At 59.1% G+C, this 16412-nt stretch carries 13 protein-coding genes; 3 read left to right on the forward strand and 10 right to left on the reverse strand.

Annotated elements, in window-relative coordinates:
- Positions 1–45: 45 nt before the first annotated feature.
- Together ABWV42_RS01800 and ABWV42_RS01805 are read right to left on the reverse strand one after the other, a co-directional pair.
- Positions 46–1353: an outer membrane protein assembly factor BamB family protein gene (locus ABWV42_RS01800; RefSeq protein WP_255109740.1), complete on the reverse strand. Its 1308-nt coding sequence runs from the start codon at positions 1351–1353 to the stop codon at positions 46–48.
- A 25-nt stretch (positions 1354–1378) separates the two neighbouring features.
- Complete coding sequence (locus tag ABWV42_RS01805; RefSeq protein ID WP_353338652.1) at positions 1379–2044, reverse strand: tetratricopeptide repeat protein; 666 nt, start codon at positions 2042–2044, stop codon at positions 1379–1381.
- A gap of 220 nt (positions 2045–2264) precedes the next feature.
- On the opposite strand from ABWV42_RS01805, the gene ABWV42_RS01810 reads away from it, so the two are divergent.
- Positions 2265–3503 carry an efflux RND transporter periplasmic adaptor subunit gene (locus ABWV42_RS01810; protein ID WP_353338653.1) on the forward strand — a complete coding sequence of 413 codons (1239 nt, stop codon included), beginning with the start codon at positions 2265–2267 and terminating at the stop codon, positions 3501–3503.
- Positions 3500–7198: an efflux RND transporter permease subunit gene (locus tag ABWV42_RS01815; RefSeq protein ID WP_353338654.1), complete on the forward strand. Its 3699-nt coding sequence runs from the start codon at positions 3500–3502 to the stop codon at positions 7196–7198. The genes ABWV42_RS01810 and ABWV42_RS01815 overlap by 4 nt, the downstream gene beginning before the upstream one ends.
- A 16-nt stretch (positions 7199–7214) precedes the next feature.
- Here ABWV42_RS01815 and ABWV42_RS01820 read toward each other — a convergent pair whose 3' ends face one another.
- From ABWV42_RS01820 to ABWV42_RS01830, 3 genes are all read right to left on the reverse strand, one after another.
- Entirely contained in the window at positions 7215–9140 is a 1926-nt protein-coding gene (locus ABWV42_RS01820) for a calcium-binding protein (protein ID WP_353338655.1), read from the reverse strand.
- A gap of 87 nt (positions 9141–9227) precedes the next feature.
- Complete coding sequence (locus ABWV42_RS01825; RefSeq protein ID WP_353338656.1) at positions 9228–11048, reverse strand: ABCB family ABC transporter ATP-binding protein/permease; 1821 nt, start codon at positions 11046–11048, stop codon at positions 9228–9230.
- Between the two features lie 96 nt (positions 11049–11144).
- A complete protein-coding gene (locus ABWV42_RS01830; protein WP_353338657.1) occupies positions 11145–12371 on the reverse strand; it encodes a LysM peptidoglycan-binding domain-containing protein in 1227 nt (408 codons plus the stop codon).
- A gap of 212 nt (positions 12372–12583) precedes the next feature.
- Here ABWV42_RS01830 and ABWV42_RS01835 point away from each other — a divergent pair, with 212 nt between their 5' ends.
- Positions 12584–13135, forward strand: a complete 552-nt coding sequence (locus ABWV42_RS01835; RefSeq protein ID WP_353338658.1) for an LOG family protein — start codon at positions 12584–12586, stop codon at positions 13133–13135.
- Here ABWV42_RS01835 and rarD read toward each other — a convergent pair.
- The 5 genes from rarD to ABWV42_RS01860 form a co-directional block, all read right to left on the reverse strand.
- The gene (rarD, locus tag ABWV42_RS01840) at positions 13078–13992 is read right to left on the reverse strand and encodes an EamA family transporter RarD (RefSeq protein WP_353338659.1); all 915 of its coding nucleotides are present in this window, start codon (positions 13990–13992) and stop codon (positions 13078–13080) included. The genes ABWV42_RS01835 and rarD overlap by 58 nt on opposite strands.
- 122 nt (positions 13993–14114) lie before the next feature.
- Complete coding sequence (locus ABWV42_RS01845; RefSeq protein WP_255109717.1) at positions 14115–14714, reverse strand: superoxide dismutase; 600 nt, start codon at positions 14712–14714, stop codon at positions 14115–14117.
- A gap of 153 nt (positions 14715–14867) precedes the next feature.
- Positions 14868–15296, reverse strand: a complete 429-nt coding sequence (locus ABWV42_RS01850; protein ID WP_353338660.1) for a hypothetical protein — start codon at positions 15294–15296, stop codon at positions 14868–14870.
- Between the two features lie 81 nt (positions 15297–15377).
- Positions 15378–15770, reverse strand: coding sequence for a hypothetical protein (locus ABWV42_RS01855; protein ID WP_353338661.1), 393 nt, complete (start codon positions 15768–15770; stop codon positions 15378–15380).
- A gap of 100 nt (positions 15771–15870) precedes the next feature.
- The gene (locus ABWV42_RS01860) at positions 15871–16326 is read right to left on the reverse strand and encodes a hypothetical protein (protein WP_353338662.1); all 456 of its coding nucleotides are present in this window, start codon (positions 16324–16326) and stop codon (positions 15871–15873) included.
- Between the last annotated feature and the right edge of the window lie 86 nt (positions 16327–16412).

The raw sequence follows: 16412 nt of genomic DNA on the forward strand, positions 1-16412 counted from the left end.
TAGTCTCCGACACGTCTGAAGACGCCCCGTTATATCATTTTCCGGTCAACGGAAAGCGTGCAATTGGCCTTTGCCGCCCACGACGTAAAGAACACCGCCCGCAACCACCGGATTCGACGAGGCCCCACCGGGAATTTCCGCTTGGTGAACAATCTCACCCGAGGTCGGATCAAAGCTGCGCAGCACCCCATCCGAAGAGGCCACGATCACCCGACCACCGGCCACGATCGGTCCGTAGTGCGAATAGATCGCCGCCTGACGCTTGGGCTTGTGAGATTGGAACAACGGCAGATCCACAGCCCAGATTGCTTCGCCCGTACGGGCATCGACGCGAACCACCTGGTTGCGGTCGTTCACGAGGAAAAGCGAACCGCCCGCCGGGAACGTTGGGCTTACAGCCCCCTGCTCCGCCGTCCAAATTCGTTCGCCGGTATCCGCATCCAAAGCAACCAGACGACCCGAATGGTTCGACGCATAGACAACCTTGCCATCCAGAACCGGATCACCGCTGATGTCGCCGATCTTGTTCACGGCACGTCCAAGACGCTCACCGGCAATACCTGCCCCCCAAAGGCGCAACCCGCCACGACGGAAGGTCGCCTGCAGTTCACCCGAGCCAAAGGGGAAGATCACCATCTGGTCGTTGATCGCAGGGGCCGCAGGACTTTGAACGTTGGTCACCGCCGGAATAGAGTTCACCTGCCAGGCAATCTTGCCCGTGTCGGTGTTCAGCGCCCAGCCTCGCTCGTCGCCGGACACGAGGTACACCAGCTTGCCATAGACCGCGGGGCTTCCGCTTCCGATGGCGCCAAGCTTTTGTTCCCAAAGGGTTTCGCCGGATGCGGGATCAACAGCCTCAAGGCGCCCGAAGCCTGTTGTGACGAACAGCTTTCCATCACCAAAGGCCAACCCGCCACCGGCAGCATCCTTTGATTTATCCCCGGCAGGCGTCAGGTTGCGCTGCCAGATCACTTCGCCCGCGGTTGAGAAGGCACTCAAAGTGCCCTCGGAATCCATTGTAAAGACGCGATTATCCGCAACAACCGGGTCCGCCGTCAGGCGCTGCTTGCGTTCATTTCCGGAACCGATCTTCGCGCTCCAGATACGGGCAGGAGCCGCGCCAAGCGCCGCATTCGGAATACGTGTCGCAGGAGACCCGATGCGACCTGTCCAACTCGCATTGTTGACGGCCCCGACCAGCCGGATGGGCTTGACCTGGTTTTCAATCTGAACCGGGCCGCTCTCACCGCCACGCAGGTTCTCGCGTTTGCCGGGAAGAATGACTTCCGGCTCACTACATGCTGCCACAAAGGCTGCGCCGGTCAGCGCGATGATCCAATTTTTTACCTTCACTGCCCGGGTCCTCACGTCTTGTAGGTTATTGGTTTGCCGTCCCCGGCACACCACCCAGAGCCACAATCAACTGACTTGCCCTGTTACGCAAGCCTCCAGTGACACCGGCATCCGCAATGATTGCATTCAGGCGATCAATCGCCGCATCAGGATTGCCCTCTTCAATGTCCAGAAGCGCCAATTGCTCTTGCGCGAGCAATGAAAGCGGCGCACCCGGAGCAGCAAGTGCATCAAGAAGCGAACGGCGCTCGGCCGCCGGGGTCTCGGCACCGTTTGCAACAAGCGATTTATAAAGCGCTATTTGACGATAAACCTCCGGCACATCCGTTCCGGTTTCAGAAACCGCCTTGAGCGTTGCCGCCGCGCCTGCATTGTCCCCTTCGGACAACTGGTGCGAAGCCACGAGGTAATCGACAAGAACCTGAGCTTCAGGCGAGTTCGGCTGCAACGCTTCGAGGGCGGCAACCCGGGCAGCGTCGTCCGGGTTCTCAATCGCTTCAAAAATCGCGTCACCTGTGTCCTGCGCGGCAGACACACGCTCGGCTTTCTGCCACTCGTTCCAGGCAGCACCACCAACGATGACCACCACCGCCGCGCCTGCAATCCAGCCGTACCGGCGGAACATGCCGAACAGCCTGTCACGGCGTACTTCTTCGGTAACTTCTTCGATGAAACTGTCGGTATCGCTCACACGATTTCTCCCTTGATTTGCCCTCTCATAACGCGAAGCAGACACAGTGCCAATAGCATCCGACCTCCGGAATCGTTGCGAAGAAGTTTCATTCTGAATAAACTGAACGGATCAGTTCAGTTTTTGCGCCAAACTGGTTGCAATCACGTTCAGCGCGACTATTTCGCAAGACAAATACGTGCGGATAAGCACATCAAAAGACAATAGTGAGGAAAACCCGATGCGCGTGGTGCCAATCCTGACCGCAATCCTGGTCACAGCGTTTCTGTATTTCATCGTCGTCGAACGTGACAAGACGATGGCTTTTGCTGCGACGGGTAGCCCCACTGAGGCGGAAGCACAGCCCCCTGCCTCACAAGAAACCACGGCCGAGAAAGACATTCCCGATGCTGTCCGCGTAAAGGTCATTTCCTCCAAGGCTTCCACCATCGCGAACGCGGTTGTCCTGCGCGGTGAGACCGAGGCCAATCGCCAGGTCGAAGTGCGCGCGGAAACCTCCGCACTTGTCATCTCGCAGCCCCTGCGCCGCGGCGCGCATGTCGAAGCCGGAGAATTGCTTTGCAAGCTCGACCCCGGCACTCGCGAAGCAACTATGGCCGAGGCCAAAGCCCGCCTTCTGGAGGCCCGCGCTCGTCAACCTGAAACCCAGGCCCGCCTCGACGAAGCCCGCGCCCGTCTTGACGAAGCCAACATCAACTACAACGCCGCCGTGAAACTCTCCGAGGGGGGCTTTGCATCGGAAACCCGCGTCGCCTCGACACAGGCCGCCGTGCGCTCTGCCGAGGCAAGTGTCGAAGCCGCCAAATCCGGCCTCCAATCCACCGAAGCGGGTATCGAATCCGCTGAGGCCGCCGTCGCTGCCGCGCAACGTGAAATCGACCGCCTGACGATCACCGCGCCCTTTGCGGGACTGCTGGAATCCGACACTGCCGAACTGGGCAGCCTGATGCAGGCCGGTTCGCTTTGCGGCACCGTGATCCAGCTTGACCCGATCAAGGTTGTCGGTTTCGTCCCGGAAACCGAAGTCTCCAAGGTGGCTCTTGGGGCGCAGGCCGGAGCCCGCCTCACGACCGGTCAGGAAGTCGTTGGAAACGTGACCTTCCTGTCACGCTCGGCCGATCCGACCACCCGCACCTTCCGTGTCGAGATCGACGTCCCCAACCGCGACCTCGCCATCCGTGACGGCCAGACCGCCGAGATCGCAATCGCTGCCGACGGCGCCAAGGCCCACCTGATCCCGCAATCCGCCCTCACACTGAACGACGAAGGCATCCTCGGGGTCCGCACCATCGAAGAGGCCAACATGGTCAACTTCCACTCCATCAATATCCTGCGTGACAGCAAAGACGGCCTCTGGGTCACCGGCCTTGCAGATGAGGCCAACATCATCGTCATCGGACAGGAGTATGTCGTGAAAGGCGTCGCAGCGGTGCCGGTCTTTGAGGAGCACAACCAATGATCGGGATCGTAGACTGGGCTGCCGACCGCGCCCGGATGGTACTGGCATTCATCTTCCTGTCGCTTGCGGTAGGAGGATATGCCTATTGGAACCTGCCCAAGGAAGGCGAGCCGGATATCCAGATCCCCGGCCTCTTCATCTCGGTCCCCTTCCCCGGAATTTCCGCCGCCGACAGTGAAACCCTGCTGATCAAGCCGATGGAAACCGAACTGGCTGACCTCGACGGTCTCGACAAGATGCAGTCGACTGCGGCCGAGAACTATGCCGGTATCTTCCTCGAATTCGATTTCGGCTGGGACAAGTCCAAGATCATCGCCGACGTGCGCGATGCCATGAACACCGCCGAAGGAAAGTTTCCGGACGGCTTCGAAAAGTATTCGATCAACGAGATCAACTTCTCGGAATTCCCGATCATCATCGTCAACCTGACAGGTGACGTCCCTGAACGCACCATGTCGCAGATTGCCAACAAGTTGCAGGATCAACTTGAGACGATGGACGCGGTTCTCGAAGCCGGTCTGGCCGGCGGTCGGGACGAGATGCTCGAAGTGGTTATCGACCCGCTGCGCCTCGAGGCCTACAACGTCACGGCAGGCGAACTCATCAACGTGGTTGTCAACAACAACCAGTTGATCGCGGCAGGTGAGATCGAAACCGAGCAAGGCACCTTTTCGGTCAAGATCCCCTCGTCCTTCGATGAACCGCGCGATGTTTATGACCTGCCCGTCAAGACAAACGGCGACCGCGTTGTCACGCTGGGCGACCTTGCGCAGATCAACCTGACCTTCGAAGACCGCCTCGGCACCGCTCGTTTCAACGGCGAAAACACCGTGGCGCTTCAGGTGGTCAAGCGGAAGGGGTTCAACCTTATCGACACCGCGAACCTTGTCCGCGAGGAAGTCGAGAAGGCCTCGGCTGAATGGCCCGAAAACCTGCGCGCCGCTGTCGAAGTCGGCACGTCGAACGACCAGTCCCGCATCGTCGGCTCCATGGTCTCGCAGCTCGAAGGCTCGGTTCTGACCGCCATCGCCCTCGTGATGATCGTGGTACTGGCCGCCCTTGGATCCCGCGCAGCCCTGCTGGTCGGCTTTGCCATCCCGACCTCGTTCCTCCTGTGTTTCGCGCTTTTGGCCGTGATGGAAATCACCATCTCCAACATCGTGATGTTCGGTCTCATCCTTGCAGTGGGCATGCTCGTGGACGGTGCAATTGTCGTTGTCGAATACGCCGACAAGCGCATCTCCGAGGGCACCGGCCCGATGCACGCCTATGTCGAGGCCGCCAAACGCATGTTCTGGCCCATCGTATCCTCGACCGCCACCACCCTCTGCGCCTTCCTGCCGATGCTATTCTGGCCGGGCGTACCAGGTCAGTTCATGGGCATGCTGCCAGTCACGCTGATCTTCGTGCTTTCGGCCTCTCTGGTCGTGGCGCTGGTCTACCTTCCCGTCATGGGCGGGGTCTCGGGTCGCCTGAGCCGCAAATTCCACCTCAGCTCCGAATGGCTTCGCGCGACCACGCCGTGGTTTGTACGCGCCCTTCTGGTGCCGCCATCGATCCTGATGCTCTTTGTCGGGATCATGCAGGCAATCAACCCGGCGTTCCTGCTGGGTGATGCGGCCCCGGCCCCCGGGCTGATGAGCTTCCTGCCCGGCTTCCTGATCTTCATGTTCGCAGCCTTTGCCGCGTCGATCACACTGGACGCCGCCCGCATCGAACGCAAAGCCAAGAAGGTTGAATCCGGCAGCCCCCTTTCGCTGTTCGGACGCTTCATCCACCTCATTGCGGGCAATCCGATCATGCCAATCGTGACCATCGGTGGGGTGATCTTCTTCGTTGTAAGTGTCTTTGGCTACTACGGCGCCAACAACAAGGGCACCGAGTTCTTCGTGGAATCCGAGCCGGAACAGGCCATTGTCTACGTTAAGGCACGTGGCAACCTTTCGCTCGATCAGAAAGACGATCTTGTCCGCGAGGCCGAGGAAATCGTTCTCGCCCACCCCGGCATCAAGACGGCCTTTTCCTTTGCTGGTGAAGGCGGTCTTGACCAGAACACCGGCGGCGCTCAGGCTCCGAAAGACACCATCGGCCAGATCCAGTTGGAAACTATCCCGTGGGAAGACCGCCCGGATGCTCGTGAGCGTTGGTTCACCATTCCCTTCCTCGGGATCGACGTCAATCGCACCGTCAAGGACACGGTCATGGACGGCAATACGGTTCTGAACGAACTGGAGGCCGAACTGAAAACCATCGCCGGGGCGCAAATCGAAATCCTCGAAGCCTCGCGCGGACCTGCCTCGGCCAAACCCGTTCACCTGCGCATCAAGGGCAACGATTGGGAAACGCTGACCGCCGCGACCGAAATCGCGCGCGCGCAGTTTGATGCAACGCCCGGTCTGCAACTGATTGAAGACACCCTGCCACTCCCGGGCATCGACTGGCAGATCGACGTAGATGTCACCAAGGCGGGCCGCTACGGTGCCGACGTGGCCACCGTGGGCGCGATGGTGCAACTCGTGACACGCGGCATCCTGCTTGACACCATGCCCGTCGAAAGCTCGGACGAAGAAATCGAGATCCGCGTCCGCCTGCCCGACGAAGACCGCGTTCTGTCGACCCTTGATACCCTCAAGGTACGCACCGCCGACGGCCTTGTGCCCCTGTCGAACTTCATCACCCGCAAACCGGTCGAAAAGCTGGCTGAGATCAACCGCATCAACCAGACCCGTTTCTTCGACGTCAAAGCGGGGGTCGCAAGCGACCTGACCGTCCTGACAAACGCCGAGACCGGTGAAACCGAAGTGATCGACACCCCCACATGGGACGCCGACAGCGCCCTGCAAGCAGACTATGCAGAGCGCGGCTTTACCTCCGTCCCCCTCACCGCGAACGAACGCCTTGCCACACTCACCGAATGGCTGGAAACCAAGCCCTTCCCGGCTGGCATCGAATGGGAATGGACCGGGGATCAGGAAGATCAGGCCGAAAGCCAGGCCTTCCTTGGCAACGCCTTTGCCGGGGCGCTTGGCCTGATGTTCATCATCCTGCTGGCCCAGTTCAACAGCTTCTACAACTCGGTGCTGGTGCTCCTCGCCGTGGTCCTGTCCACCGCGGGCGTTTTGATCGGCATGTTGGTCATGGACCAGACGTTCTCGATCATCATGACCGGCACCGGGATCGTGGCGCTTGCCGGGATCGTGGTGAACAACAACATTGTTCTGATCGACACCTATCAGGAATTCTCGCAATACATGCCGCGGATCGAAGCCATCGTGCGCACCGCTCAGGCGCGTATCCGCCCGGTTCTCCTGACCACGATCACTACGATGGCGGGCCTTGCCCCGATGATGTTCGGCCTTTCACTCGATTTTGCCAATGGCGGCTATTCCTTCGACAGCCCGACCGCACTCTGGTGGAAACAGCTCGCCACCGCGGTGGTCTTCGGCCTTGGCATTGCAACCGTCCTGACGCTGATCTTTACCCCGTCGATGCTGGCCCTGCGTGTCTGGTTCAGCACCTACCTGCGCTGGATGGCGGCACTTCTGGCCCGCTTGTCGCTGGGCCGTGGCAGCCGCGCCGCCCGCGACTGGGCCCTGCGCCGCGAGGCCAAGCGCATCAAGGCGCCTGTCCTCCTTTGGGATGACGAGGAAGAACCCGCCGCCCCGTCAGGAAAAACCCTGCGCGCGGCCGAGTAATCGGCCCGCGCCCACCTTAGAACAAGTCCACGACAAAGGTGATCGAATTGGGGTCGGTGATCCCTTCGAATGCAAAATGCATATCGAAGGGATTGCCGCCAAAGATCTTTGTATAGGCAATGTAGGTGTTGCCATCTGCAACCGTCGCAACCGAGCGCAGATCGGCAATAAACGCCCCGACATCCCCGCCGACATAGCTGCTTGAAGCGTTGATCTGCACCAGATCAAAGCCCGCCTGATAGTCTTTCACGGTTTGCGTATCACTGGCGTAGACATCCATCACGAAGGTATCAGCACCTGCGCCCCCGATCAGCGTATCGGCATCATTCTTGCCATGTTCGGTGCCGCCGAACAGAACGTCATTCCCCGCTCCACCGTCCAGCTTGTCATGTCCAGCGTCGCCCATAAGCGTGTCACGCCCGTTCTGACCGAACAGAACATCGTTTCCCTTACCGCCTTTCATGCTGTCAAAACCGCTGCCGCCCCACATCCGGTCACGGCCCGCCCGTCCTTCCAGCACATCCCCAATGGCACCGCCCAAAAGAACGTCCGCGCCCTGGTCTCCATAAAGGAAATCTTTGCCATCGCCGCCCTTGAGAGTGTCGTTTTTGTCGCCACCATAGAGCGTGTCCTCACCGTGCTCGCCCTCCAGCACGTCAACACCATCGCCACCTTTCAGATTGTCTGCACCGGTGCCACCCAAAAGCGTGTCGTCTCCCGTACCACCGATCAATGTGTCGGCTCCGGACTGCCCGCTGAGCGAGTCGTTGCCCTTGCCGCCCTCAAGCTCGTCGTTGTCTTCCCCGCCAAACAGCCTGTCCTGCCCGTCTGCACCAAACAGGCTGTCATCGCCGGTACCTCCGTTCAAAACGTCATTCGAACGCCCACCATTGAGCCGATCGCCGCCGGCGCCGCCCGTCAGGTCATCGCGCCCGAAGTTGCCCTCGAGAGTGTCGGCACCGCCTCCTCCGATCAGCACATCATCATCGCCGCCGCCGGAAAGATAGTCATTTCCAAGCCCACCGGAGAGACGGTCTTTATCAATCCCTCCGTACAAAAGGTCATTGCCACCCCCGCCGAAAATACGGTTGGCGCCCGCAAGACCTTCCAGACGATTGTCCTTGCCGTCTCCGGTGATCGTATCTTCCAGGTTGGATCCGATAACGTTTTCGATCAGGAACAGCCGATCCCCAAGCGCATCCCCTGCCGTGCCTTCGGTCGTAAGAAGGTTCACGACGATCGAGGAATTGGACGACTCATAGTTCGCCGTATCTATGCCCACGCCGCCATCCAGCGTGTCAGCGCCGCCGCTTCCGGTCAGCAGGTCATCCCCCTCGTTGCCGTAGATGAGATCATCGCCCCCCTGACCATTCAGCGTGTCGTTGCCACCCTCGCCACACATCTCGTCGTCGTCATTGGTGCCAAGAAGGTTGTCGGGGTTATCCGTGCCGCAAATCGGAGATTGCTCCTCCACCACCCCCGGCATCCCGCCAAACGGTATGACCTCGCCCGGTGCATAAGGCCCGGTAACAACCTGCCCGAAAAGGGCAATTTCCGCGGCCCAGTCGTAGAAGCTGGTCACATCCGTGATCGGAGGAAGCGGGTCGCCGCCAATGACGAAACTATAGGTCTCGTTGGCCACCGGATCGTGGAAATCCATGACAATCGTCTGTTTCCGGTCGCTGAACGGCCCCCAGTCGAACTGGCTGATGCGCACGACGAAATCGGACCGGAACGCACTGCTCCCGTTGAACTCGGCGTCACCGGGTCCAATACCGGTCAGAACCGCAGGCGGCGGTGATCCCCCATCGGGTGCCCCAATGACATAAGAGAACCCCGTGCCATCCACGTTGAACGTGACAGTTGCGTCAGAAACACTATCCAAAAAACCGGTAAACTCGGAAAAACCATAAGTCTTGCCTTGCAAAATATACGTCGGCATCGCGCATACCCCCGTCGGAAAAGAATGGGGCAAGTCTGCGAGGCAAAAGCCATCCTGTCAAATTAAGGTGCGCGGCCCGTGCTTCCGTCAGGCCGCTTCCTGCTCTGACATCTGCCGCTGCCAGAGCTGGGAATAGCGTCCGCCACGGGCTACCAGTTCGTCGTGGGTGCCTTCTTCCACGATGCTCCCGGCCTCCAGAACCACGATCCGGTCCGCTTCGGCAACTGTCGACAGACGGTGCGCAATGGTGATCACGGTCCGTCCCTCTGCAGCACGCGCCAGCGCGCCCTTGATCTCGCCCTCTGTCTCGGTGTCCAAGGCCGAGGTGGCCTCGTCCAGCAACAGGATCGGCGGGTTCTTGAGCAACGTGCGCGCAATGCCAACACGCTGTTTCTCGCCGCCAGAGAGCTTCAGGCCGCGTTCCCCCACCATCGTCTCATAGCCCTCCGGCAGGGACATGATGAAGTCGTGAATCTGCGCCGATTTTGCCGCCTCTTCAATCTCTTCGGTGGTCGCCCCGTCACGCCCGTAGGCGATGTTATAGCGGATGGTGTCGTTGAACAGCACCGTGTCCTGCGGCACCACGCCAATCGCCGCGTGAAGGCTCTTCTGTGTCACGTCCCGCACGTCCTGACCGTCAATCCGCAGCGCCCCGCCATCAACGTCATAGAACCGGAACAGCAACCGCCCGATGGTCGACTTTCCAGATCCGGACGAGCCGACAATCGCAACATTCTGTCCCGCGCCCACGTCAAGGCTGATCCCCTGCAGGATCGGGCGCGTGGCTTCGTAACCAAAGGCCACGTTGTCCAGCTGAATTGCACCACCATTCACCTTCAGATCTCTGGCCCCCGACTTGTCCGACACCTCTGCCGGCTGCTCCAAGAGGTCGAACATCTCGCCCATATCAACAAGCGACTGCCGGATTTCGCGGTAAACCGTGCCAAGAAAATTCAACGGCATGGTGATCTGGATCATGTAGGCATTGACCATCACGAAATCCCCGACGGTCAGCGCCCCGCTTTCCACGCCAACAGCCGCCAGAACCATCACCGCAACAAGGCCGGTGGTGATCAGGAAGGATTGGCCAAAGTTCAAAAACGCCAATGAATACGAGGTCTTGAGAGCCGCTCTTTCATACCCTGCCATCGAGGCATCATAGCGCGCCGCTTCCCGTTCCTCGGCCCCGAAATACTTGACCGTCTCAAAGTTCAGCAGGCTGTCGATGGCCTTCTGGTTGGCCTCGGTGTCCTGGTCATTCATCTCGCGACGCAGGCGCACCCGCCACTCGGTCACCTTGAAGGTGAAAAAGACGTAGCCGCCAATCGTCAGGGCCACCGCCGCCAGGTACCAGGCGTCAAACAACCAGAACAGGATCGCCGAGATCATCAGCAATTCGAGGAAAAGCGGACCAATCGAGAACAGCAGGAACCGCAGCAGGAACTCGACCCCCTTCACACCACGTTCGATGATCCGGCTAAGCCCACCTGTCTTGCGGGTAATGTGATAGCGCATCGACAGGCGGTGGATATGCACGAAGGTCTCAAGCGCCAGCGCCCTCAGCGCCCGCTGACCAACCCGCGCAAAAATCGCATCTCGCAGCTGCTGGAAGCCCACGGTCATCACCCGCGCCATACCATAGGCCACGGTCAACCCCACGGCCCCAAGCACCAGCGTGGACACGCCCTCCCCCGCCAGCGTATCAACGGCCGCCTTGTAGATCAGCGGCACACAGACCGCGATCAGCTTGGACACGAACAGCGCCACAAGCGCGAAAACCACGCGATATCGCACCCACTTCGGCTCTTCCGGCCACAGATAGGGCGCAACACGGCGGATCGTGCGCCAGCCGGACCTTTGCTCATTTCGGGCAACTTCGTCGGCCGAGGCCGTATATCTTCGTCTCATACGAGATCCTCGTGTCTTCAATAGACAGGTAATGCGCCTTCCGGACATTACCAGAGGGCGCACCAAATCAATCCGGCTTGCCGGCTCTCTGCGGCATCATTCTTCGGGAATGCTGAAGATCTGGCCGGGGAAAATCAGGTTGGGATCAACGATCTGATCCTTGTTGGCCTCGAACACCCGCACATAAAGCACACCGTCACCATAGTGTTCGTTGGCAATGGCCCAAAGCGTCGATCCGGGCTGAACCGTCACGGCCTCGACCTTGGTATCGCCTTGCGGCGCAACCGCCTGCAGGGCCTCGGGTGCCTCGCGCTTGAACGGTGTCTCCACCCGCGAGACAACCTCGCCTTCCGCATCCACCTGATCGACACGCAGGGTATAGACCCCGGTATCAACATCCGGCAGTTCGGTACGCCAGTTCCCCCCAGCCTCGATCCGCGAAGAGGTGATCGGTGCATTGTCCAGATAGACCCGCACAAAGCCCTCATCCGATCCACGGCCCGTCAACGAAACCTCACCGGCATCGGAATAGGCAATCGTATCCAGCGCAAGCGACGTTGTGACATCCGGCCCGGTCTCGATCACCGCTGGTGGCTGAAGAACCCGTACACCGTCCCCATCAGACAACAGCACCGTCGGCGCGGCGGGTTGCGCCTCTTCAACGGCGGCAACTTCGGTGTCTTCAACCGGCTCCGGCTGAACCTCCACAGTTTCAACCGTGTCTTCCGCGACCGCGTCTTCAACGGCCTCCACAACAACCTCCGCCGGCGCGTTCACGGCTTCGGGCTCTGCCGCTGCGACCACCGGCTGAACCGGTGCAAGGATCACCGTCGCCTCGGAAAAGACATCGCCGTCCTCACGACGCTGAACAAGGCTCAGAACCTGCGGTTCGCTGCTCGGAGCGATCGACGCGAAGGTCACGAATTTCCCACCCGAGTCCGTCGGCGCCTCGGCCAGATCGGCACCATCCAGAAGCACCGTGATCGACACCTCCGCCGCCGCATGGCCCGCGATAAGGGTGTTTCCATCCGGCTCGACCCGCACGACATCAAACGACGGTACAACCGTCTCGACAACGACCTCTGCTTCGGGTTCGGGTTCCGGCGTGGGCTCTTCCACCACCGCTTCCTCGGTGGCAGGGGCTTCGGTCACTTCAGGTGCCGGCGCCTCTTCGGTTTTCGGCATCGCAACGACAGGCGCTGGCGCGACCTCAGGCTCGGGTGACTTGAACACGCCACTAACAACCACGGCCACAACCCCGACCACGGCTGCGCCCCCCACGATGACGGCGTTTCCACCAAGCAAAGATGCAATTCTGCTCATGCCAGCCTTTCCCCAGATTCCGCTAGCTCAAACGTCACGCGATGAACTTAGTGCATAAGTCTGGCGCGAAACGCTCGCAAGATGTTGTCGTCTTGGGCATATCGAAAACACGCGCGGCAGCATAATGAATTCAACGGCCCCTTGACGGTTGAGCGACCATATCAACCCGAGTAACACTGGTCAAAACAGCATTGAAGATATTGGGGAATTCCATGACCAACCCGTCAATCTGTGTCTTTTGCGGCTCACGTTCCGGCAAGGACCCTGCATTTCAGACCTTCGCAGAAGATCTCGGCGCACTTCTGGCACACAAGAACTGGCGGCTTGTCTACGGCGCCGGCGACATCGGCCTGATGGGCGCGGTTGCAAATGCCACCCAGGCCAACGGCGGCGATACCTTTGGCGTGATCCCCGTTCACCTCTTGAAACGCGAGGTCGGCAAGGTCGATCTGACCCGCTTCATCGTCACCGAAAACATGCACGAGCGCAAAAAGGTGATGTTCATGAACTGCGACGCCATCATCGTTCTGCCCGGCGGCGCAGGATCACTGGACGAACTCTTCGAGGTTCTCACATGGCGTCAGCTGGGTCTGCACGACAAACCCATCCTGCTCGCCAACGTGAACGGCTACTGGGATGCGCTGATTGCCCTCATCGACAGCGTCATTGATCAGGGCTTTGCCGATGCCTCCCTGAAAGACTTCATTCAGGTGGTCGATGATCTGGCGACGCTGGAATCTACCTTGGACGCTGCCTTCTCCTGACGCAGCGCTGCAAAGGAATAAAGCGCAAGCGCGATCCAGATGAGCGGAAAGGCGATCCCGTGCCAAACACCAAAGGGTTCGCCAAAAATCACCACGGCACAGAAGAACTGCAAGGTCGGGTTCAGGTACTGCACCAACCCGACCGTCGACAGCGCCACCCGCTTGGTCGCAAAGCTGAACAGGATCAGCGGCGTCGCCGTCAGCGCCCCGGACAGGACCAGCAAAAGACTGTCCTTCACATCCGCGCCGAATGCCCCCTGCCCGTCACCATGGGCAAACCACAGGATGACCGCGGCAATCGGAACCAGCACGATCACCTCGGCGGTCACGGACACCACCGGCCCGATGCTGAGGCCCTTCTTGATCAGCCCGTACAATCCAAAGGTTGTCGACAGCGCCAGCGCGATCCACGGCGCAACCCCCAACCCAGCGGTCAGCAGAACCACGGCAAACAGTGCGATGCCGATGGAAATCCACTGCAGCCTCTGCAACTGTTCGCGAAACACCACCCGCCCAAGCAGCACCGCCACCAGAGGAAACAGGAAGTATCCCAGCGACGCCTCCGTGGCCTTGTCGTTGGCGACCGACCAGATAAAGAAATACCAGTTGAAAGAAATCAGGAACGCGGCAAACGCGATCACCACCACCGTGCGTCGTGACAAAAGCGCCTCGCCAAGCAGCTTGAGCCGCCCCTGGAACATCAACACCCCGACAAAGATCACCGCCGACCAGAGCGTGCGATGGGCCAGGATTTCGATCGGCGGAATATGCTCAAGCTGTTTGTAGAACAGCGGCACGAGGCCCCATGTCAAACAGGCCACCACCATCGCCATAATACCTTGCCGCGCCTCGCTCATGCGCCGCCTCCCCTCAAATCACCCGTCGATTGATGAACTTGTTCACGGCAATTGGCAAGCGGCCATGAAAAAGGCCCCGAAGGTTTCCCTCCGGGGCCCGAATTCTCGTGTGGCAGACCCGATTACAGGCGCGATGCCACGTTCTCCCAGTTCACCAGCTTGTCGAGGAAGTTCGACAGGTAAACCGGACGCTTGTTGCGGAAATCGATGTAGTAGGAGTGCTCCCATACGTCACAGCCCAGCAGCGCGGTCTGGCCAAAGCAGAGCGGGTTCACGCCGTTCTCAGTCTTGGTGACTTTCAGGCCGCCGTCGGCGTCCTTGACCAGCCAGCACCAGCCCGAACCGAACTGGCCGGCACCGGCAGCAGCGAACTGCGACTTGAACTCGTCAACCGAGCCAAAGCTCTCGACGATGGCTTTTTCCAGTTCACCCGGCATGGCGGTCTGGTTCGGGCCCATCATTTCCCAGAACTGGTTGTGGTTCCACAGCTGCGAGATGTTGTTGAAGATGCCGTTCTGGGCAACAGCGTTGGCGTCATAGGTGCCAACGATGATCTCTTCCATCGACTTGCTTTCCCACTCGGTGCCAGCAATCAGCTTGTTGCCGTTGTCGACATAGGCCTTGTGGTGCAGGTCGTGGTGGTACTCGAGGGTCTCTGCCGACATGCCAAGATCAGCAAGAGCATCGTGTGCATAGGGAAGATCGGGAAGTTCGAAAGCCATGGTGAGCATCCTTGTGTTCGTGCGGGTTGTTCTGCGCTACAGATGTGTGTGTCAGGGGTGGAAGGTCAAGTCAAAACCGTGCTTGAACAGCCTACTTATTTCTCACGGCCAAAAGTAGGTGTATTTTGTGTTCTCATCACCTCGTGCGATTTCTCATCGTGGCGCACAGCTGCCAGCAACTGTGAAGGTTTTGCCCGCTCCGCCGCCAATTCGATCATTCAAAAGCGTCGGTGCAATGGCGAAAAAGGCTGCGCGGTTGGTATCCTTCAGATGCGTCAACGTAAAGTTGACACGGGCAGCCTCAACCCGCCGCACCGCGACGTGCTTCAACGACCACTTGTAGGTCACGCGCTTTTCGTTGTCCGCGGACACACGCGCACTTATCGGAGCGCCATGCATCTTGTTGATGAGGGAATCGAAAACCTGTGCCTCGGCCCGGCCTTCGTTCACATCCACAAAAACCTGACTGCGCAAAACTCCGTCCGGTCGTTGCCCGAGAAAAGTACATTCCCATTTCTCAGCGAAAGCGGCAGTACCAGTCAGCCCCACAAGCAAAAGACTGCTCAAAAAGACCCGTTTCATGCATTCCCCCCGAAAATAGTCGCGATCCTAAAACTAGATTTGGGGACAGCTTCGCACAATGCAAGGCTTGCCTCCGCGCCGTCACTGGTCAAAGCAGATTCCCTTGCCGGTCCCGGCGTCACCACCATCCGAATACTTGGCTTCAACGTTCAGCCGTTTCTCAGCAATGTTCAAAACGGCAACAAAATCGCCACCCCGTGTTTCATCTGTGGGTAGTTTCTTTACCGACCATCGCAATCTTGCTTCGTTCTCATCCAAAGACTCAACCTCGGCCTTTAGAGGCTTGCCATCCACGAAACGGATCACCGCATCCGATACCGTGATGCGGGTCTTTTTCATATCAAGATCAAAGCTGTACCACTCTGTCACGATCCCCGCCCAACTACGTTGAGTAATATTGCAATCAACCACCTGCGCCGAAGCAGCACTCGCACACATCCAAAGCATCAGGGCCGAAAGAACAAATCGCTTCACGACGTCACCTCCAAGGGAAAAACACTTTCAGACCTACAGGTCCTCAAGCAACCTCTCAACAGATAACTCCTTGGTATACTGCATTCGACAACGGAACTGATCACAGATTCTTGAGATACTTTTTCCACTTCCCTACGTTTTTAAGCGGACTGCAGGTCCCGCGGCCGCTAAACGTTTGGGGCCGGCCTTGAGGACGTGCAGAAATGGTGAACTTGGGAGATCCTTTGAATATTGTCGCCGAATACTCCATGCTGGGTAATGCCTGCGCGGCAGAGTCGGAGACGTTCTTGACCCGCCAATACAGAGAAATCTTCGATTTTCTGTCCTTAACCTTGGCTTCCAGTGGCCTCTTGTAAAAGTGCATAATGATCGGATCCGACACGATGGCCTTTTTGCTACCCGGCGAATAAGCAATCACGACCTCGGGTGAAATCCACCGTCCCAATTCGGTGTTCTGAACCTTGCACTGCAAGATCGTATGCTCGGCCTGCGCCGTCGCCGCCCCGCTAAGTGTTGCGACTAAAAAAAGCGCAGTGGTCAAAAATCCTGTTTTCACAATAGCCTCCAGACAAACTCAACCTTGAATTGATCTTCAATCTGCCTCTAAAAAGGAGAAACCACAACGGGTTACGGCGCGGCATT

This window comes from Pelagimonas sp. KU-00592-HH, assembly GCF_040369695.1.
Taxonomy (GTDB): domain Bacteria; phylum Pseudomonadota; class Alphaproteobacteria; order Rhodobacterales; family Rhodobacteraceae; genus Shimia.